Source organism: Thalassobacillus devorans (assembly GCF_900176565.1).
GTDB lineage: Bacteria > Bacillota > Bacilli > Bacillales > Halobacillaceae > Thalassobacillus > Thalassobacillus devorans_A.
In genome coordinates, this window is record NZ_FXEH01000006.1 from 639,228 (window position 1) to 657,497 (window position 18,270).

The following is an 18,270-nucleotide window of genomic DNA, read 5'->3' on the forward strand; positions in this document are numbered from 1 at the left end:
GCAGGTGGAGTCTCTTATACAAGCAGGTTGTCTCTCTTATGCTCACGCACCCAGCCGATAATTATTGGTAGTTGACGATGGCCGGACCTGGGTCGAGTTTGACGACGTCTTCCGGGTCCATGACTGGTTCATCTTTGTTGTAAAATATCTTGAAGCCGCCATACTGGGACGTGTCGTCACGGACGAATTTCCGGTAGAGTGTCTGCTTGTCCACTGAATTGCCCCAGCCATCAAAGTTCAGCGCGACTTGTACGTTGTCGGTCGGCTGGACCGCGTCTTTATTGGTCAGAACGCCATCAGTGAACTGGTGGAGGAGGACGAATTTATCCGGCAGGTTATTTTCTTCAACGATTTTGGATAAATACTCCACGGCTTCCTGGACTTCTTCACCGTCGACCTGGCCGAGGTCTTCACCCGGAACTTCTCCCTCACCGACACGGAATTCGGTATCGATGGCAAGGTGGACATGCGGCTCTTTCAAATATTTTTCAATCAGTTTCACCTGGTTCATGACAGAGTCGGTGCCGAGCTGGATGTCGAGCAGAAGCAGGGCGTTGTTTTCTTTGGCGAGCTCTGAATATTTCTCAATTTCCTCTTCCGGCGTCATCCGGTAGTACTTGCCATCCGGACCGGGTTCCCGCTGGGCTGCTGTTGTAATCAGTTCAATCGTCGGGATGGCCGGACGCTCTGGGTCAGCATCGGAATAAGCCTGCGTTTGTTCTTTCAATTTCTCCATAAACGCCTCTGGTTCCATTTCTCCGAGGATGCCCATGTTTTCTGAGTTGGGATGCCCGTAAAAAGCGACGAGCCGGTTGTTTTTCAACGGGCCGTCTGTATTATCCTCGGCATCTTTTACTAGCATATCACCGGCTGAAACGGCTCGTTCCGGGTTATCGACGCCGTTTCGCTGGGATTTGGGCATATTCGTTAGTTCGTCTTCTGATAGTTTTTCTTTCAAGGGTTTGGCGTCTTCGGAAGGTTCCAGCGCTTCATAAGGCCGGGAAGGTTCTTGTTCTTTTTCCGCCTCCTTTTCCTCGGACTTGTCTGGCTTTTCCTCTTGTTCTGTTTCTTCTGTGTTATTTTCCTCTTCTTCTGCATCCTGGGAGGTTGAATCCGTGCAGGCGGCGAGAAGCAGGGTTGTAGTGAAGATTGTTAATAAGAAAACTAATCGGTTCAAGGTGTTCACATCCTTATTTTCATGGTGATAATGAGAAAAGCAGCCTGTATTTTAACATATTGTAACGGCTTCAGGCAGGATTTAATGTATTTGAAATCAAATTATTAAGACGAGGCAACTTTCCTTTCGTTACAATGAGGGTATACCCTAATTTTTCCGAATAAAGCCTAAATATGAGAAGGAGATTACGATGAATTCAAATAAACCGTTAACTTTTGAAAAGTCGGAGATAGAGGCGTTGACAGCGCGGGATCCCGCTATGGGAAAACTGGTTGCGCTCATCGGGGACATTTCCATGACGAAACGAGAGGACCATTTTCAAAGTCTTGTCCGGTCATGCATTGGCCAGCAGCTTTCCGTAAAAGCAGCACAGACAATTTATGCCAGATTCCAGGAGCTGGTCGGCGAAATTACACCGGAAAGAGTGTTAGCCCGTTCCGATGAAGAGCTGAGAAGCGTTGGTCTTTCGAAGCAAAAAATTGCTTACTTACGGGATCTCAGTGAAAAAGTGCAGACGAAAGAAGTCGATCTGGACCAGCTCGAAACGATGGAGAACGATGATATCAGAAAAGTTTTGACCAGTGTCAAAGGAATCGGCCCATGGACGGCTGAGATGTTTTTAATTTTTTCACTTGGGCGGACGAATGTGTTGCCAGTGGGGGACCTCGGGATTCAGCGTGCCTGCCAGTGGCTGTATGGGAAAGAACGGGATTCCAATGGTAAAAAGCTCATTCAGAGTCATGCAGAAAAATGGCATCCCCATTATACAGCCGCTTCGCTCTATCTTTGGGAAGCGATCAATCGAGGTTTGGTAGCCGAGTACAGGAATCTCGACGAGGCGTGGATCCAGCTGAATAACGTTAAAAAGCCATGAACCTAGGTTAATCAGGTTCATGGCTTTTTTTGTCTTTAAGAAACATTAATCTTCTACGACAAATTCAAAGTTGCCTTCGAATTTAACGTCTTTCCCAAGCAGGACGCCGCCTGTTTCGATTGCTGCATTCCAAGTCATGCCGTAAGCTTCCCGGTTCACTTTACCGGTTACGTCGAAGCCTGCAATCGTGCTGCCGTCCATTGGGCTTTTGGAAACGCCATTGTATTCGACAGTAAAGGTTTCTTCGCGGGTTACATCTTTGATGGTGAAGTCACCAGTAACTTCATATTCATCATCGGATACCTTTTTGATGGACTTGCTTTCGAACACCATGTTCGGGTATTTTTCTGCTTCAAAAAAGTCACCGGAACGAAGGTGGCCATCGCGGTCTTCGTTTCCTGTATCAATGGAAGTGACAGGAATGGTTACGGTCACGTTTGCCTGGTCCAGGTTATCGAGATCCCCGTTGAAATCGACGTTGAAGTCCGTGAATTCTCCTTTTGCCTTGGATACCATCATATGTTTGATTTGAAAATTCAAGCTGCTGTGCACGTTGTCTAATTTTAATGTAGCCATTAATAATTCCTCCTGAATAGATAATTTTTATCTCGAATTAAAGATACTATAATTTTATCTCAAAGTCAAGATGTTTTTATTTAAAATAATTAATATCGAGGTTTATCAGGAGTTCATTCGAATTAGAAAAATTTATGTAAAAGTAACACAAGCTGGTAATTTCTTGTTATTATAGTTTTATAGTTCGAAAGTTTTAGGTAATACGAATCTGAAAGGTTTGCAGGAATAGGTCTTTATGAAGGCTGATGAGAGGAGAGGGGAGAAAGGGATGAAAACGAAGCCGGTGTATTTTGATGGCAGCAAGCTTGATCCGTCCTGGAATAAAAGCGGGACGGCAAGAAAAGAGACATTCCGGGTAACGGATGAAATGAGGAAGAAGATAAGCGGTAATCCATATCGGAGTAACAACATCATAATTACATAATAAAAAGGCGCCGTTCCCTGGCGTCTTTCTGGTTTGAATAGGCAGAAAAACCGGACTTCGCCACCAATAGCTGGCGAAGTCCGGTTTTTCAGTTAGATGTCTGTCGACGCTTTGCTGGCTGGCAAGGTGCCTGGGTTCAGGCAGGAGGCAAGCAGCAGCCAAACTCAATTTTAATAGTAGAAAGTTGCTCCTACGATGATTAGCAGGATGAACAAAACGACGATCAATACGAATGTGTCACCATAACCGCGTCCGTAACCCATATTTCACACTCCTAACTTTAGATTCTTGAGGTATTTCACTAATACTATATGTAGCGGGACCATGATGTGGATAGGCGCAAGCCTATATTAGAAGAAATGGATGTTTTCATTAGTCAGGTTTGCTATTACATAGTTTTTACACATTTGCTCAGGAAGACAGTTAGACAGCCTGCAAAACAAGGGATGAACGTTGTAATCACTCTGACATAACGGGGATATTTTCCATCCATGGGTTTACAGTCGGCTCAAACATGATACAATGACGGAAACTCTTATTTGGAAAAGGGGAATGGAAATTGAGTAAAAAATGGATTATGGGGCTGCTTTTTGCAGCATTATTAGCATTGGCTGCATGCGGCAACGATGAAGAAGCAAAAAAAGAGGGACAAGATAAAGACCAAAAGCAGGAACAAAAAGCTGAACAAGGTAAAGAAGGTGGAGAAGGCGAGCAGGCGAAAATGCCGGAGCCGGATCTCAAAGATACACCTGAGGTCGTAGCAGAAGTCAATGGAGAAGAAATTAAGAAGGAAGAATTCGAGAGCGCTTATAAACAGCAGTTCCAACAAGCTGCTCTACAGGCACAAATGTCTGGCCAGGAACTGAATCAGGATCAACTGAAAAAGCAAATGGTTGAGAGCCTTGTCGGTCAGGAATTGCTGATCCAGGAAGCGAACAACCGAGGCTATGAAGCGACACAGGAAGAAAAGGACAAAATCCTGGAAGATTTAGCTGAGCAGAATCAGCTTGGATCGAAAGATGAATTCATGGCTGCCCTTGAAGAACAAGGCATGAGTAAAGAGGAAATCGATTCTCAATTGGAACTACAAGTTAAAATGGATCAGTTGATTGCTGAAGAAGCAGGCGATCTTGAGCCATCCGAGGAAGAACTGAAACAAGCCTATGAACAAATGAAAGCCCAGCAGGAACAAATGGGCGGTGAAGGCCAAGGTGAAGTACCACCATATGAAGAAGTGAAGCCTCAGCTTGAAGAACAAGTCAAGATGCAAAAAGAAGGCGAAGAAGCTCAGAAGCTGATGAAGAGCCTTCGTGAAGACGCCGACGTGAAAGTTCATATTTAAGGAACAAATAAGCCAGGTCCCATCAGGACCTGGCTTTTGTTATGATTATCAGCGGTTCTTTTGAAAAAAGTCAAGAAACGCATGGTACAGTTCAATTCCCTGAAAAGAGAACAAGGATACTGCCGTTAGTGAAAACGCTGCGATCATGATCATTCGAAACCATATCATTTGCATTCTCCTCCTTTGATAAAAATAGTAGTTGTTCTTTATCAAAGGCGTACAATCACATAATTCGACTGATAAAAGATGGTAACAAGGAAAACCTTTGGAATGTATGCTGTTGCCAATTGGCTGGCACACCAGGTCATGAGCAGCAGACTGATGGTGATCATGATCGTTCCTTGCAATAAGCTAAACTTCTTGTCCCCCGGATCGCTGCCTCCAGAGGTAGATTGATCTATGATTGGATTATCCGCTACATAGTTCTCAGGTGAGGACTGTGTGTCATTCATACTTGCCGTAGTCGAACTGATAACAAGGAAAAGCAGTAAGAAAACAAATAATTGCTTCATCGCCCCACCCTCTCGTTATCGTAGTAATCCAATTTTACACTATGGTAATGTTGTTTTATATAGTAATAAAGCCCGAAATAATAACGAATGGAGCCTATAGTTATTGCTTTTCAGCGCCTCCGTGTTAGGATAAAACCATCCTGAAAAAGAAGGTGAAGCTTATGAAGAAGATAATGTTAGGAAACAGTGACTTACAGGTAGGAGAAATTTCGCTTGGCTGCATGCGGATGAGTGAGCTCAGCACAAAGGATGCAGCCCATGTCATTGAAAATGCGATGGAAGCAGGCGTTGATCTGTTCGACCATGCTGATATTTATGGGGAAGGGAAGTCGGAGGAAGTGTTCGCGGAGGCCATTGGTATGAATGATGATGTGCGTGAGCGGATGAAAATCCAGACGAAATGCGGAATCCGCAAGGGCTTTTTTGATTTTTCCAAAGAACATATTCTCGAGTCAGTAGAAGCCAGCCTTCGCCGCCTGAAGACAGACTATGTCGACAGTCTGCTGCTGCACCGTCCGGATACTTTGATGGAGCCGGAGGAAGTGGCAGAAGCATTTGCAACATTGAAGGAAAGCGGTAAAGTCCGATATTTTGGCGTCAGCAACCAGAATCCGATGCAGATGGAATTGCTGCGTAAATATCTGAACGACGATTTGATTGTGAACCAGATGCAGCTGAGCCTTGTACATACACCGATGATCGATTCCGGCTTTAACGTGAATATGCAAAATGATCCTGCCGTGGTGCGCGATAGCAGCGTACTGGAGTATTGCCGTCTGAACGACATTACTATCCAGGCGTGGTCCCCATTTCAGCATGGCATGATTGAAGGGCCGTTTATCGGCAACGATGCGTTCCCGGAAGTGAACGCTAAACTGCAGGAACTTGCCGAGAAAAAAGGCGTCACTGATTCTGCGATCGCAATTGCCTGGATTCTGCGTCATCCCGCTAACATTCAGCCGGTCGTTGGCTCGATGAATCCGAAGCGGCTGAACGCTATCGCAAAAGCTTCCGACATCGAATTGACAAGACAGGAATGGTACGAACTGTACCGCGCAGTAGGCAATGACCTGCCTTAAAGCATAGGAAATGGGCGCAGTCAGGATGATTGCGTTCATTTTTTTATAATTTTTTTCATCATGTTACAATGACGCCAATGATTCAGGAGGTGGAACCATATGTTGAATGATCCGTTTGTTCTATCCGTTTTAGCGATGGCAGCTATCATATCGATCCTCTTTGTCATTTTTATTCTTATCCTTCTTAAAAGAAGCAAGCGGAAGTGAACGTTCGTGAAAACTGATTCGGAGCGGCCGGGAAATCAGGATTCATGAAGCCAGTCGTAGTACAGGTTGGATGGATCGTCCATGATTTCTTTTCGTCCTACTTGCGTGAAGCTATTTCTCATTCCACCGTAAAAATAACCGAGAAAGGTTTTTTTGATCGCACCTTGCTTCTGGAGGAAAATTGCCTGCTTGAAGGTTTTGGTGATCACGTCTATGTAATGGTCGACTGGATAGTTTAGCTTCATCTGCCGATAGGCACGCATGACACTGCCCCACGCGGCGTAAATATCCGTGATTTGTAAATAAGGTTTGGTCAGCTTAATAAACGCTTTTGGTATAAAAGCAGGGAGGTAGTCTGTATCCATCATCGGTTTGGATACAGCTTTTTTTATGTCTGACTTATGCGCGGGTGCCGGTTTCAAGGTGCTTCCTTCCGGTTGTTCGGTTTCTGCTTCTTTTTCCCATGGGCATGCAGCTGTTTCTTCAGGAAGGATGACTAGAAAATTCACGCCGCGTTTACCATTGGGGCGGACAGCCGGAACCCGCTTCATGAGTCCTTTGGCTACGAATATGTTGATGGCGCGAATGACCGTGCTCCGGCTGCGGCTTGTTTTCTCCATGATCGTGTCAATTTTGGCAAACGAAACACCTGGAAACTTCACCGAATGACGCCAGATGAATTTCAACACCTGAAGGGCACCAGGGGATAGCGTGGCTTTATGATGGTATAGAAAGGCGCGGACGCGGAGGTCCATCGCATTTTTGTTGGGAAATGATTGAAGTTGACGGATTTCTTGCAGCATGTTCATCATCCTATCACAGTCTTTTACTTCTATAATCGTAATTTCGATAAAAATGGTGTGACGGAATTTGAAAATTTTTTCGCTATGTTCGTTTTTCTCATGCTTTTCTATTATTAAATTTACGTTTTTGCTTCGTTTCCAGTGGGAATGAAGACGACTGGGTCCTTGTGGTGCCTGATGTTCAGCCTTGGGGGTACGGTGTCATCTACCGTGGCATTCCTGGGGTGTCATCCGCGGTTGAAAAAAATAAAAAAATGCGTTATTCTAACGCACAGTATTCTTAGGGGATTTATCAGGCAATTGCTACCGTTTGCGTTGGTTAGTTGGGTGACCATGGTTGGTGATTCATGTTTACTAGGAATATAGCTGGGTATATAATTAATGAGCCTACAGAGAAAAAAGGTGATACAAGTGAAGCATCAAGAGTTAGACTTTATGCTTGATTCGCTTCTCGATACCAAAGAGGAGTTCGAAATCAAGGAGTATCCGAAGTACCGTTATGGCAAAAAGATTGTGGATGATAACGGGGACTACATGATTGTTTATTACCATCAAGAGATAGAAAAAGTAGTATATACGTTTAAAGGTGTGGAAGATATCTACTTCACCTTGTATATGCCAAAACAGAATACTAAAGTAACCTAGCGCCTTTCTTCTGAAAGATAAACATTCAGGAGGAAGGTTTTTTTGTTACCTAAATGGGCATTACGGTTACAATTTGCTGGATACGTACAAATACAGTGGAATCGCCTGCTTTTAAAGCGATATGATCGGGCTGGACTTCGATTAAATCTCCTCTGATCGTATCTTTTGTTGTTTCTACAATCAGCGTGGCACCAAGGATCGACTGAAGGCGATTCACAACAAAAGGATCGATCAAAGTCTTATATTGATGATTGGTTTCTTGGTTTCTGTCTCCTGCGTGTACATCATGACGCATGTCACATTCCCCCATTCTCATACTGCATTCAATTTATGCAAGGTCACTGAAAAGGTGCTGCCAATCAAAAAACCCTTCCTTTCGGGAAGGAAGGGTTAGTCATTACCTTAAGTCAGCGGCTCATACCTGCTTTGGTATTGTGGGTGATAGAGATAATAAATAGGATACCCTTTCGTATAAAAATACTGTATGAGTGGACCGGCGCCGAACGTTCCCATAATGGTACCGATTCCCACTGGGCCACCAATCAACAATGCCGAAGTTGAGGTGGTGACTGCGATGGCTGTCTGGCTTGCCAGCAGGCTGATGTTGAACTTGTCAGCGATGACTAAAAATAATTGATCGACTGGTGCTCGCGGCAGTTGAGGTAAAATGTAAATCGCTACCCCTAAAGCAGTGAAACTGACACCGGCTATAACGGTGAGAAGCTGAATGAAAAATGGTGCGGAAGCTAAGGTCATATGTTTGAACACAACTTCCAGCCAGAAGTCCAATACCAGGCTTTCTAAAATAAGTGGCAGTAAAGCACGAAATTCCGGCTTTTGCTTCATTAACCACCCATTGAGGAAAATGAAAGCGAGCTGAAACATTCCGTACCAAATGCCAACGGTAAAACCGAAACGATCAGATAATCCTACAAATAGTGCCGTCCAAAATCCCGCGCCTAAGGCGGCTTTTATTATAAGGGCTACACCAAAAAAATTCACAACTATTCCAAGCATGTACACCGCGGTACGATAAAACATTATGATAACCCTCGTCTTTCTGATCAAACAATTTTATTGGGCCATTCTATTAGCTGGATTTTTTCACGTCAATAGGGTGCTGAAATTTTCCTTTTATCTATCTTTTTTCCACAATAAGTCCCGTGAAGTGAAAGACATAATAGGACAAGCTTCATGTGAATAGCATGGTATATAGAGACTACCTGAGAGGGTGAGGGATCGTGCAAATTCATGTGGTTGTTTCAGGAGATACGTTATGGGCTGTGGCCCGGCGTTATGGAACGGATATGAACCAGATTGTTTTGGCGAATCAGATAGAAAATCCTGATGTACTCGTGGTGGGTCAGGCGCTTGTCATCCCTGAACCGGGACGGGAGTATGTAGTCCAGCCGGGAGATACGTTGTGGGCGATCGCGCAACGCTTTGTAGTACCGGTGCAGGAGCTCGCACAAGTCAACCAAATCACGAATCCGGCATTGATTTTTGTGGGAGATATGCTGGTACTGCCGTACTTTCCATATCGTGTTCGGTCTGGGGACACGTTATGGCAGATTGCCAGACGGTTCGGGGCGTCTGTGGACCGGATCGTACAGGTGAACTCGATCAGTAATCCAGCGATGCTGTCGGTCGGCCAGGTTTTGTATATTCCCCGTGAGCCGCGGCCTGTTACGGAAATCAATGCTTATATTACGAATACCGGGGAGGAAGGGCGTAGCGAGGTGCTGGCGCTCGGGAGGAATTTTACTTACTTATCGCCATTCACATACTCCATAAGAGAAGATGGTTCTATTACGGATATGCGGGAGACCCCCGTGCTGGAAGCGGCGCGAGCGACAGCCGTTGCGCCATTGTTAGTGCTCACCAATTTCAGGGATCGGTCGTTCGATTCTGATGTGGCGGCGACTATTTTGCGAAGTCCTGAGCTGCAGGAAACCTTGATTACGAACATCATCGAGACAATGGAGGAAAAAGGGTATACCGGTCTGAATGTTGATTTCGAATACGTCTATCCGGAAGACCGGGAAAATTACAATGATTTTCTCAGGCGCGCTGTAGCGAGACTCAGGCCGGCAGGCTATTCAGTCTCGACGGCATTGGCACCGAAAGAATCAGCTGATCAGGTGGGGCTTTTGTATGAAGCGCATGACTATGCGGCGCACGGGGAAATTGTCGATTTTGTCGTTATTATGACTTATGAATGGGGCTGGGCCGGTGGAGAACCGTGGGCGATCGCGCCGATCAATAAAGTCCGCGATGTGCTCGACTATGCGGTTACAGAGATACCTCCCAAGAAAATTTTGATGGGCATCCCGTTGTATGGGCGGGACTGGAAAATTCCATGGCAGCAAGGCACGTTTGCCCGGACGGTCAGTCCAAAAGAAGCCGTGCAGCTTGCCGCCCGGTATGGAGTCGATATTCAGTATGATGACGAGTACCAGTCGCCGTTTTTCCGTTACGTCGACGCGAGCGGCCAGGAGCATGAGGTGTGGTTCGAGGATGCCAGGAGTATGCAGGCGAAATACGATACCATCAAGGAATATGGCCTGCGCGGCGGCAGTTATTGGGTGCTCGGAAGCCCGTTCCCGCAAAACTGGCCGGTACTGCGTAATAATTTTACGATTGAAAAATATTAAACCAAAAGCGTGCTTAGCCGGCACGCTTATTTCTATGAATAGATACAAGAATCTTCTATAAATGTTAAAATGGAGGAAATTGTCTGAAAATAGTATTTCATGGAAAGGAGAATAGGGGTGAACAGAAAAAGGGTCTCCTATGCCGTTCTCCTTTTGATAACAGGGTTGCTGGTCACTTTTTCATTGGAGTTACCGGTATTAGGATATAAAAAATTGGATTACAACGAAGATACCGAAACTACACAAATCACGGAATATTATTGGTATGGCGGGATAAAAAAACGGGAACCGTTTGATGGGAATCCGGATGGGGAGCTGGCCATTTTTCAAAAACAGTCCCGGCTGCAAAACATTCAAATTAGTACCGTTGTATTCTTCCTGATGACTATAGCTGGGAAATGGGCTCGGGAAAGGCGGATCGTGGTGATCGGTTCCCTGGCATTAGCGGTCATTTTCAGTGTAGTTGATATACTGATCGTTACGAATTTTATTTAAAATTGAAAAAGGGGGAACCCAGATGGGCCTGACGAATATCCTGCTTGGTGTCGGTGTAACATTCTTCGTATTATTCATTATCGCTATATCTTCTGCTTTAAAAAGATAAGGGAGGAACGGAATCGGATGCTCCCTCCCTAAAAAGTCATTGCTCCAAATATCTTCTGTCTTTCAAAAACAACTTCCAGAATAGATAGAAAGCCGGAACTAAGATGGCCATTCCAATAATGGTTGCAATCAACAGGGCATAAAACATCGAAGGATTGGTGAACGCTTCCTCGATGGTCAGGTGCGGATAGACCATGTACGGCAGGTGTGAAGAACCGTACGCATAGATGGCAAAACCATACTGTAAAACTACAAACACGACGGCATAACGGAATAATCCCCGCTGTCCGTCCCTGTTTTTCAAAAACAGGGCGGCATAGCCAAATAGAAACAACAAGAGGGACATGCCGAATCCATACAAATGGTTTTCCACATTAGTCAGGAACCACGATGCTTCCGGTTCTAATGTGAATAGGGTTAAAACAGCAACAACAATCGTTACCGGTCCCGCTACAATTGCGTGTTTCCGGTACAATTGAGCAGCTGATGGATCTTTAGAAACGGAGGCATAATCCGCTAAAAATAAGGCGGATAAGAAAAATTGTGTGCAAATGCCAAACAGGATATGGGCGTAGGTGGTGAAACTTGTCAGCAGTTTTCCGTACAGCAGCTCATGGTGACCGTTTTCCATCGTAATAAATCCTCCAAGCGTAACAGGTAAGATACTCACCAATAATGCCGGGATCAGTATGCCCGTAATTCCTGATATCACCTGCAATAGTCTGCCATACCGTTTCACCGAATGAGAAAAGACCATGAAAGTGGTCCGGATCGTCAACAGAACGAGCCCAAGACCGATAGGCAGAAGGAACAAAACCCCAAGCATGGAAGCGGCAAACGGGAAAAAGCTGTATAAGGCTACCACAAATAACACGAGAAAGACATTGGTCACTTCCCAGGTAGGAGACAGGAAGCGGTTGGCAATCAGCGAGGCACCGGTATTATTTTTTTTACCATAAATCATCCCCCAGAAACCTGCCCCAAAATCAAGCGAACCGAGCATAGAGTAAATGTATAAAAAGCTCCAGAGAATCGTAATTGCGATGATGGATGCTTCCATGGTTTATCCCTCCAGTTGCAAATCTTTCATGACCGGGTTTCGCTTGAAGTAGTAACGCATGACGAAGCTGGTGATGAACAGTAATGCGATATACAGCCCGGCGAATAAAAAGAATAACAGCCCGACATAATCAGAATCTGTCGCAGCTTCCGTCGTTCTCATCACATCGGTGATGGTCCATGGCTGGCGCCCGATACAGCTGAAGCACCAGCCGGCCTCAATGGCAATGATGGCAAGCGGTCCACCTGCTGTCAGTCCGGCAAACATCCACGGTTTGAACTCTTTTTTTAATACAAACTTCCATATCACCAGGAAAGCGGAATAGAGAAGCAATAACGTACCGATACCGACCATCACGTTAAACAGGGTGTGGACGAATAAAGGCGGCCATTCATCCTTCGGGAATTCATTCAACCCTAATACTTCTGTGTCAAAGCGGTCTCCAGCCAGGAAGCTTAGCGCACCGGGAATTTCAATCGCAAATTTCACCGACTCGCTCTCTTCATCGGTAAACCCGCCAATTGCAAGCGGGGCATAGGATTGCGTTTCGAATAATCCTTCCGCAGCCGCAAGTTTCCTTGGCATGTATTCGTGGAGCATCTGGGCTGTCTCATGACCATTGGCAGCAGTTGCCAAAGACATAAGCAGACCTAACACGAGGGAGATTTTCAACCCCTTCATATGATAGCTGCGCTCTTCTTTTGTTATGTTTCTTTTTAGTAGTTTAAAGGCGGCAACCGACGCCATTACAAAAGCAGCGGTCATGTAAGCCGATACGGTCACGTGAAGGGCTGTGGCGAAAAAGCTCGGATTGAAAAAAGCATCCAATGGATCAACATCGACTACTTCCCCATTAACGATCCGGAACCCGTCCGGTGTGTTCATCCAGGCGTGGGCATCGGTGATCAGTATCGCCGAGCCGACCGCTCCGATAGCTACCAGGATGATGCTGCCAAGGCGCATGGCCGGTGATAAACGATCAGCAGCATAGAGATAGATCGACATAAAGACCGCTTCAATTAAAAATGCAAAAATTTCAATCAGGAACGGCAGGGCGATGATCTGTCCGACCATTTCCATGAAACCAGGCCATAACAACGATAATAGAACGCCGACAATCGTTCCGGAAGCGATTGAAACAGCAATTAATATGGCGAACCCTTTCGTGATTCTGCGCGCCATGATGGCGTAATGGCGATCTTTGGTTATGATGTGCATGAATTCACTTAAGATAATCATTAATGGCAGGCCGACACCTAGTGTGGCATAGATAATATGAAAACCGAGTGAGCTGCCGAACAGCACACGGGCGTACATGACTGGATCCAATCTACTCACCTCAGGAAGGAATAATCTGCTAGTTAGTAAGCCCTGTTCGACTATTTTTATTCCAACGGGATACTGCATTTATAAAACGTGTGATGTTTACGCCCTTTTTATAGTGGGAAAGTGGTTTATATAACCCAATTCCAACAGAAAGGATGAGCACAACATGGCACGAAAAGCACAATATCAACCTGTAGGCGGAACTGGGATCGATCCAAGTGATGCACAGGAAGTACATTATGCGAAAGAATTCAAGCAAGCAGATAAAGCTGGAGGCTATCGAAAGCCTAGAGTCCAGGAAGCAAAACGTGAAAATCCTGAATTGAAAAAATAAGCACCTTTGAAAAAGCAGCTTGAGAGCAAGCTGCTTTTTTTACGTTAAGAAGTTCAAATTTGCTAAAGGCAAAGTATAATAAACACGAAGGATTATGGTGGTAAAACATGGCGAAGATGAAAGGGAGGTTTTTATGAAACATGCGCTGGTGATTGGCGGTACGGGAATGTTAGCGGAAACGACACTGTGGCTCGCGGATCAAGGTTATCATGTCTCCGTAGTGGTGCGGAATAAACAGAAGATGGATAAGCTGATAGAGCGGTCCACTCGTAGCGATAAATTGATTCCGGTCTTAGTAGATTATAAAAATACAGAAGGATTGATACATAGATTGAGGGAAGATTTTGAGCGGCATGGCACGCCTCAACTGGTAGTAGCATGGATCCATTCGGATGCAGGGAAGGCCAGGGAGGTCATCCTGCATGAAGTGGCTAAAGCTACTGTTCCCTTCAACTTATACATAATCCTTGGGAGCTCACACAACCGTGATGTCTTTCGGCAAGAGATTAATGTACCGGATCATGGCACGTTGCATATCGTGCAATTGGGCTATGTGGTGGAAGGGAATCGTTCAAAGTGGCTGGTGCATGACGAGATAGCACATGGTGTGATTGATGCGATAAGGAACGAAAAAATGGAACATGTTGTCGGTGTACTGGAACCGTGGGAACACCGGCCATGATGGTTGGTTAATGAAGCGAAGCAAAAACTGTTATAGAATTAAGAACTTATATTAAGCCTGGATTTCATGTGAATCCAGGCTTTTCCTATGTAAAAAAAAGAATTTCCTCTACTAGCCCGGTGTTAAAGTTTGACAACTTTGTTACAGTAGAAACATTTTTAAAAAATAATACCAGTAAGTGTGATTTAGTTCACTTAGTTAATAACCGTTCTCAATTATCATGGAGTTAACAAATAATAAGGGGGATTCGAAATGGCGGAGTCAAACGTAAAGAAGACCGAAGAAGTGGTGGAAGAGCATTCGTCAATGAAGGGGACTATTTTTTCGGTAGCTGTGGTGGGGGGAGTCATTTTTCTAACGTATCTTCTGATTTACGGATTGTATATGGCGAGAATATAGGAGGGGATGAACATGCATAAAGCGGAAAAAATTTGGCTGACATTGAGTTTTGGAATGATTATCGGATTCATGTTAATCACAGGCTATCAGGCGTTCGCGAAAGATATGGGACCACCAAGCTACGGGGAACGGATCGATCCGCAAAAGGTCGATGAAACAGCTCCATTCGATAACCCTGGTGTAAAACAGATTGGTGAAAATGAATATGAAGTGGTTATGACGCTTCAGATTTTCAGCTTTACACCAAACGAAATTGAAGTACCTGCAGGATCCACGGTCCATTTCACCATGACTTCAAAAGATGTCACGCACGGGTTCCAGGTAGCGGATACGAATATCAACGCAATGGTCATGCCCGGCTACATTTCAAAAATCACACAAACGTTCGATGAGCCTGGGGAGTACCTGGTCCTTTGTAACGAGTATTGCGGATCGGGCCATCAGCTGATGGGTACGACGATTACAGTAAAATAAAGGGGGGAGTAACATGGAAGCGATAAAAAAAGAGTATTGGAAAGATAAAGCGAATAAAGCGCTCGGAATCAGTCCGGAAGATGCCAGAATCACGAAATCATATTTAATTGTTGCCTTCGTCGCCATTTTAGTTGGCGGTCTTCTCGGACTTCTCCAAGGCATGAACAGGGCTGGCATCCTCGAATTGCCGGTATGGCTGAACTATTATAAAGTACTGACCGCCCACGGACTCTTACTGGTGGTTGTGTTATCGGCCTTCTTCACGATCGGTTACTTTTACGCGGGGCTCTCCCATTCCTTAGGCGGGCTGCTACCGAAAGTAAGGAAAATGGCCTGGATCGGCTTCTGGATGAAAATCTTCGGCTTCGTGCTTGCCGTCATCCCGATTTTACAGGGCGACGCCTCTGTCATGTATACCTTCTATCCACCGATGGCCGCTGCTCCGATGTTCTACATCGGTCTCGTCTTCATCGTATTGGGTGTCTGGATGCTTGCCTTCGGTGCCTTCATCAATGTGGCAAATTGGAGAAAAAATCATAAGGGACAGCACATCCCGATCATCTCCTTTTTCGCAACCGGTGTTTTTGTCCTATTGTTCTTCGGCAGTCTGCCGGTCGCTATTGAAGTATTCTACATCATTCCATGGGCGCTTGGATGGATTGAGACCATCAATGTTATGGTTTCCCGTACACTGTTCTGGGCATTTGGCCATACGCTCGTTAACATCTGGTATATGACCGCCATTTCTGCCTGGTATGTTTTCGTTCCTAAAATCATTGACGGAAGACGCTGGAGCGATTTGTTGACAAGGATCGTTGTCATCGCGCTCGTCATCATGAATATTACTGGCGGCTTCCACCATCAGATCATTGACCCGGGTATCTCGGAATCTGTCAAATACATGCACGTGTTTATGAGTCTTGCCATTGGGTTCCCGTCCTTGATGACTGCTTATGCGATGTTCGCTGTGTTTGAAAAGACAGCTCGTAAAAAAGGCGGCAGAGGTCTTGTCGGCTGGTACAAAAAACTGCCTTGGGGAGACGTCCGGTTCCTTGCTCCGTTCATTGCGATGGCTGCATTCATTCCAGCCGGTGCCGGCGGAATTGTGCAAAGCACGAACCAGTTGAACCAGGTTGCCCATAATACGATGTGGGTGGTCGGTCACTTCCACTTGACGCTTGGTATGACAGTTGTTATGACGTTCTTCGGTGTCAGCTACTGGCTCGTCCCATATGTCTCCGGAAGGGTTTTGACGAAAGAAATCAATAAACTGGGTGTTATTCAAACGATCGTCTGGACAATCGGTATGGTGCTCATGTCTGGGGCTATGCACTGGGTCGGCTTGTTGGGTTCCCCGCGCCGTACCTCTTACTCGACTTACTTTGATAATGCAACGGCACTAAGCTGGGATCCTTACCTGTTCTTCCTGGCGATCGGCGGAACCTTACTGATGATCGGTGTACTGCTCCAAGTGTACGCTGTCTTCCATATGATGTTCCTGGCACCAAAAGGGGAAACTGAGTTTCCGGTGGCAGATGTAGAAGAAGATGCAACACCGACACCAATGTGGACCGAGCGATGGGGTCTCTGGATCGTGCTGATGCTTGGGCTGGTAAGCATGGCGTATGTCATTCCGTTAGTCGACTTCATTGTTAATGCGCCTCCAGGTTCGCCTCCATTCAAAACCTGGTAAATGACAAAAGAAGAGAGCCCGCTCCTGGCAGCAGCTCTCTTTCTTTTAATCGATAACTAGGATGTGATCCTAATGGTCAACAAAAAACTACTAGCTTATCTACTGGTCGCTGTCTTTGGTATCGTCCTGTTCTACTTCGGAACTGATGGCTTTACTGCTTACACATCGGAAGCGGCTCGGGTCAACCAGCTGAAAGAAGAGAAACCCTTATTTCCTGAGGTAACGTTAGAGGACCACGCCGAACGGGTGTATCCTTTTTCCGAGTTTGAAGGCAAGTATGTATTCATTACCTTTTTTTATACGATGTGCGGGACTGTCTGTCCGGAGCTGGAGAAGAATATGAAGCAAGTGTATGAGATGCTGCCGGAAGACGTGGTGGAAGAAGATATCCAGTTTTTAAGCATCAGCTTTGACCCGGAGCGTGATACACCTGAAGTACTGGACACGTACCGGGAATGGCTTGAGAGTGACGGGGAGACGTGGCGGATGGCTCGGATTCCGGATCAGCAGGAACTGGATGAACTGCTCGACCGTTTCGGCGTGATCGTCATTCCCGACGAATATGGCAACTTTGCCCACAATTCGGCTTTTTATCTCGTTGATCCGGAAGGCCGGCTGGTGGAAGTGATGGATTATCAGGAGACGAGAGAAGCGGCAGTAACCGTGATGGATAGGATGGAAGGGGGCGGAGAAAAATGAAGGGAATCTATTATGTGTTATTGCTGTACTTTTTTCTCATGCTCCCTCCCGTTGCCAATCTGATGGAGTCCGTAATGATCATCCATATGCATATGCAGATGACACTGTTTGTCATCATCGGCTTTTTGCTCGCACCTGCACTGCAAAAAAGGTTCCCGCGCTTTTTTGAAGAATGGAACCCGAATGGCATTCCCGGCATCCTGCTGTTTGTGATCGTCATCTTCTATTGGACGCTGCCCCGGTCGATGGACGAAGCGCTCAACCTTTGGTATATTGAGCTGTTCAAGTTCATTTCCCTGCCGTTCTTAGCTGGTGTGCCGCTTTGGGACAGTTGGAAGAAAATCACTGCCAGTCTTAAAAACGGTCTGATTAGTTTATTTACCTTATTATTCATTTTGATGGGCTGGCTGTACATCTGGTCACCGAACCAGCTGTGCAATAATTATCTGATGATCGACCAGATCACCCTCGGATGGGGATTTTTGCTGACCGCTGTCTGTATGATCATTTACCTGGCGTACAGTTATATTACCGATTTTGCCAAAACAGTATAGCCTATCATCCGGCCAATTTCCATGGATGTGGCTTCCGCGTATAAAAAAGCAGTCCAGAAAGCAATAAGATGGGCTGTTTTTTTTATGGATAGGAATGACAATCGGTGTGGATATATATGGTAAGATAAAGGGGAAGTTCTTCCTTCCAGTATT

At 45.6% G+C, this 18,270-nt stretch carries 23 protein-coding genes; 14 read left to right on the forward strand and 9 right to left on the reverse strand.

Features of this window, described 5'->3' with window-relative positions:
• Window positions 1-61: 61 nt before the first annotated feature.
• Window positions 62-1,186, reverse strand: coding sequence for a hypothetical protein (locus B9Y67_RS14105; protein ID WP_441007560.1), 1,125 nt, complete (start codon window positions 1,184-1,186; stop codon window positions 62-64).
• Window positions 1,187-1,367: 181 nt separating this feature from the next.
• On the opposite strand from B9Y67_RS14105, the gene B9Y67_RS14110 reads away from it, so the two are divergent.
• Window positions 1,368-2,051 (forward strand): DNA-3-methyladenine glycosylase family protein, encoded by a 684-nt coding sequence (locus B9Y67_RS14110; RefSeq protein ID WP_085507489.1) that lies wholly within the window; start codon window positions 1,368-1,370, stop codon window positions 2,049-2,051.
• Window positions 2,052-2,096: 45 nt separating this feature from the next.
• Here the strand turns inward: B9Y67_RS14110 and B9Y67_RS14115 are convergent, their stop codons facing one another.
• The gene (locus B9Y67_RS14115; protein ID WP_085507491.1) at window positions 2,097-2,627 is read right to left on the reverse strand and encodes a YceI family protein; all 531 of its coding nucleotides are present in this window, start codon (window positions 2,625-2,627) and stop codon (window positions 2,097-2,099) included.
• Between the two features lie 268 nt (window positions 2,628-2,895).
• On the opposite strand from B9Y67_RS14115, the gene B9Y67_RS20735 reads away from it, so the two are divergent.
• Window positions 2,896-3,051, forward strand: coding sequence for a hypothetical protein (locus B9Y67_RS20735; RefSeq protein WP_176224009.1), 156 nt, complete (start codon window positions 2,896-2,898; stop codon window positions 3,049-3,051).
• Window positions 3,052-3,221: 170 nt separating this feature from the next.
• On the opposite strand, the gene B9Y67_RS14125 is transcribed toward B9Y67_RS20735, so the two are convergent.
• A complete protein-coding gene (locus B9Y67_RS14125) occupies window positions 3,222-3,314 on the reverse strand; it encodes a YjcZ family sporulation protein (protein ID WP_082412024.1) in 93 nt (30 codons plus the stop codon).
• Window positions 3,315-3,610: 296 nt separating this feature from the next.
• Here B9Y67_RS14125 and B9Y67_RS14130 point away from each other — a divergent pair, with 296 nt between their 5' ends.
• Window positions 3,611-4,393 (forward strand): SurA N-terminal domain-containing protein, encoded by a 783-nt coding sequence (locus B9Y67_RS14130; RefSeq protein WP_254901814.1) that lies wholly within the window; start codon window positions 3,611-3,613, stop codon window positions 4,391-4,393.
• A 209-nt stretch (window positions 4,394-4,602) separates the two neighbouring features.
• On the opposite strand, the gene B9Y67_RS14135 is transcribed toward B9Y67_RS14130, so the two are convergent.
• Window positions 4,603-4,905 (reverse strand): hypothetical protein, encoded by a 303-nt coding sequence (locus B9Y67_RS14135; protein WP_085507496.1) that lies wholly within the window; start codon window positions 4,903-4,905, stop codon window positions 4,603-4,605.
• Between the two features lie 161 nt (window positions 4,906-5,066).
• Between B9Y67_RS14135 and B9Y67_RS14140 the strand changes: the two genes are divergently transcribed.
• A complete protein-coding gene (locus tag B9Y67_RS14140) occupies window positions 5,067-5,984 on the forward strand; it encodes an aldo/keto reductase (RefSeq protein ID WP_085507499.1) in 918 nt (305 codons plus the stop codon).
• 242 nt (window positions 5,985-6,226) lie between these two features.
• On the opposite strand, the gene B9Y67_RS14145 is transcribed toward B9Y67_RS14140, so the two are convergent.
• Window positions 6,227-6,994: a helix-turn-helix domain-containing protein gene (locus B9Y67_RS14145; RefSeq protein WP_176224010.1), complete on the reverse strand. Its 768-nt coding sequence runs from the start codon at window positions 6,992-6,994 to the stop codon at window positions 6,227-6,229.
• Between the two features lie 411 nt (window positions 6,995-7,405).
• Here B9Y67_RS14145 and B9Y67_RS14150 point away from each other — a divergent pair, with 411 nt between their 5' ends.
• Window positions 7,406-7,639 (forward strand): hypothetical protein, encoded by a 234-nt coding sequence (locus tag B9Y67_RS14150; RefSeq protein WP_139823812.1) that lies wholly within the window; start codon window positions 7,406-7,408, stop codon window positions 7,637-7,639.
• A 49-nt stretch (window positions 7,640-7,688) separates the two neighbouring features.
• Here the strand turns inward: B9Y67_RS14150 and B9Y67_RS14155 are convergent, their stop codons facing one another.
• Window positions 7,689-7,934 carry a DUF2642 domain-containing protein gene (locus B9Y67_RS14155; RefSeq protein ID WP_085507507.1) on the reverse strand — a complete coding sequence of 82 codons (246 nt, stop codon included), beginning with the start codon at window positions 7,932-7,934 and terminating at the stop codon, window positions 7,689-7,691.
• 107 nt (window positions 7,935-8,041) lie between these two features.
• On the reverse strand, window positions 8,042-8,680 hold the full coding sequence (locus B9Y67_RS14160; RefSeq protein WP_085507509.1) for a YczE/YyaS/YitT family protein: 639 nt from the start codon (window positions 8,678-8,680) through the stop codon (window positions 8,042-8,044).
• Between the two features lie 200 nt (window positions 8,681-8,880).
• On the opposite strand from B9Y67_RS14160, the gene B9Y67_RS14165 reads away from it, so the two are divergent.
• Entirely contained in the window at window positions 8,881-10,293 is a 1,413-nt protein-coding gene (locus B9Y67_RS14165; RefSeq protein WP_085507511.1) for a glycoside hydrolase family 18 protein, read from the forward strand.
• A 117-nt stretch (window positions 10,294-10,410) separates the two neighbouring features.
• Window positions 10,411-10,788, forward strand: coding sequence for a hypothetical protein (locus B9Y67_RS14170; protein WP_085507579.1), 378 nt, complete (start codon window positions 10,411-10,413; stop codon window positions 10,786-10,788).
• A 145-nt stretch (window positions 10,789-10,933) separates the two neighbouring features.
• Here B9Y67_RS14170 and B9Y67_RS14175 read toward each other — a convergent pair whose 3' ends face one another.
• Both B9Y67_RS14175 and B9Y67_RS14180 read right to left on the reverse strand, forming a co-directional pair.
• Window positions 10,934-11,956 carry a cytochrome d ubiquinol oxidase subunit II gene (locus B9Y67_RS14175; protein ID WP_085507583.1) on the reverse strand — a complete coding sequence of 341 codons (1,023 nt, stop codon included), beginning with the start codon at window positions 11,954-11,956 and terminating at the stop codon, window positions 10,934-10,936.
• Between the two features lie 3 nt (window positions 11,957-11,959).
• Entirely contained in the window at window positions 11,960-13,285 is a 1,326-nt protein-coding gene (locus B9Y67_RS14180; RefSeq protein ID WP_139823860.1) for a cytochrome ubiquinol oxidase subunit I, read from the reverse strand.
• Window positions 13,286-13,448: 163 nt separating this feature from the next.
• Between B9Y67_RS14180 and B9Y67_RS14185 the strand changes: the two genes are divergently transcribed.
• The 7 genes from B9Y67_RS14185 (at window position 13,449) to B9Y67_RS14210 (ending at window position 18,117) form a co-directional block, all read left to right on the forward strand.
• The gene (locus B9Y67_RS14185; RefSeq protein WP_085507587.1) at window positions 13,449-13,616 is read left to right on the forward strand and encodes a YfhE family protein; all 168 of its coding nucleotides are present in this window, start codon (window positions 13,449-13,451) and stop codon (window positions 13,614-13,616) included.
• A gap of 133 nt (window positions 13,617-13,749) precedes the next feature.
• Window positions 13,750-14,298 carry a Rossmann-fold NAD(P)-binding domain-containing protein gene (locus B9Y67_RS14190; RefSeq protein ID WP_176224011.1) on the forward strand — a complete coding sequence of 183 codons (549 nt, stop codon included), beginning with the start codon at window positions 13,750-13,752 and terminating at the stop codon, window positions 14,296-14,298.
• Between the two features lie 252 nt (window positions 14,299-14,550).
• Window positions 14,551-14,697, forward strand: a complete 147-nt coding sequence (locus tag B9Y67_RS20475) for a cytochrome c oxidase subunit 2A (RefSeq protein WP_139823813.1) — start codon at window positions 14,551-14,553, stop codon at window positions 14,695-14,697.
• Window positions 14,698-14,703: 6 nt separating this feature from the next.
• A complete protein-coding gene (locus tag B9Y67_RS14195; RefSeq protein ID WP_085507590.1) occupies window positions 14,704-15,171 on the forward strand; it encodes a cytochrome c oxidase subunit II in 468 nt (155 codons plus the stop codon).
• Between the two features lie 13 nt (window positions 15,172-15,184).
• Window positions 15,185-16,864, forward strand: a complete 1,680-nt coding sequence (locus B9Y67_RS14200; RefSeq protein WP_085507593.1) for a cbb3-type cytochrome c oxidase subunit I — start codon at window positions 15,185-15,187, stop codon at window positions 16,862-16,864.
• Between the two features lie 72 nt (window positions 16,865-16,936).
• Complete coding sequence (locus B9Y67_RS14205) at window positions 16,937-17,563, forward strand: SCO family protein (RefSeq protein WP_085507595.1); 627 nt, start codon at window positions 16,937-16,939, stop codon at window positions 17,561-17,563.
• Window positions 17,560-18,117 carry a hypothetical protein gene (locus B9Y67_RS14210; protein WP_085507597.1) on the forward strand — a complete coding sequence of 186 codons (558 nt, stop codon included), beginning with the start codon at window positions 17,560-17,562 and terminating at the stop codon, window positions 18,115-18,117. Before B9Y67_RS14205 ends, B9Y67_RS14210 begins: the two co-directional genes overlap by 4 nt.
• Window positions 18,118-18,270 lie beyond the last annotated feature (153 nt).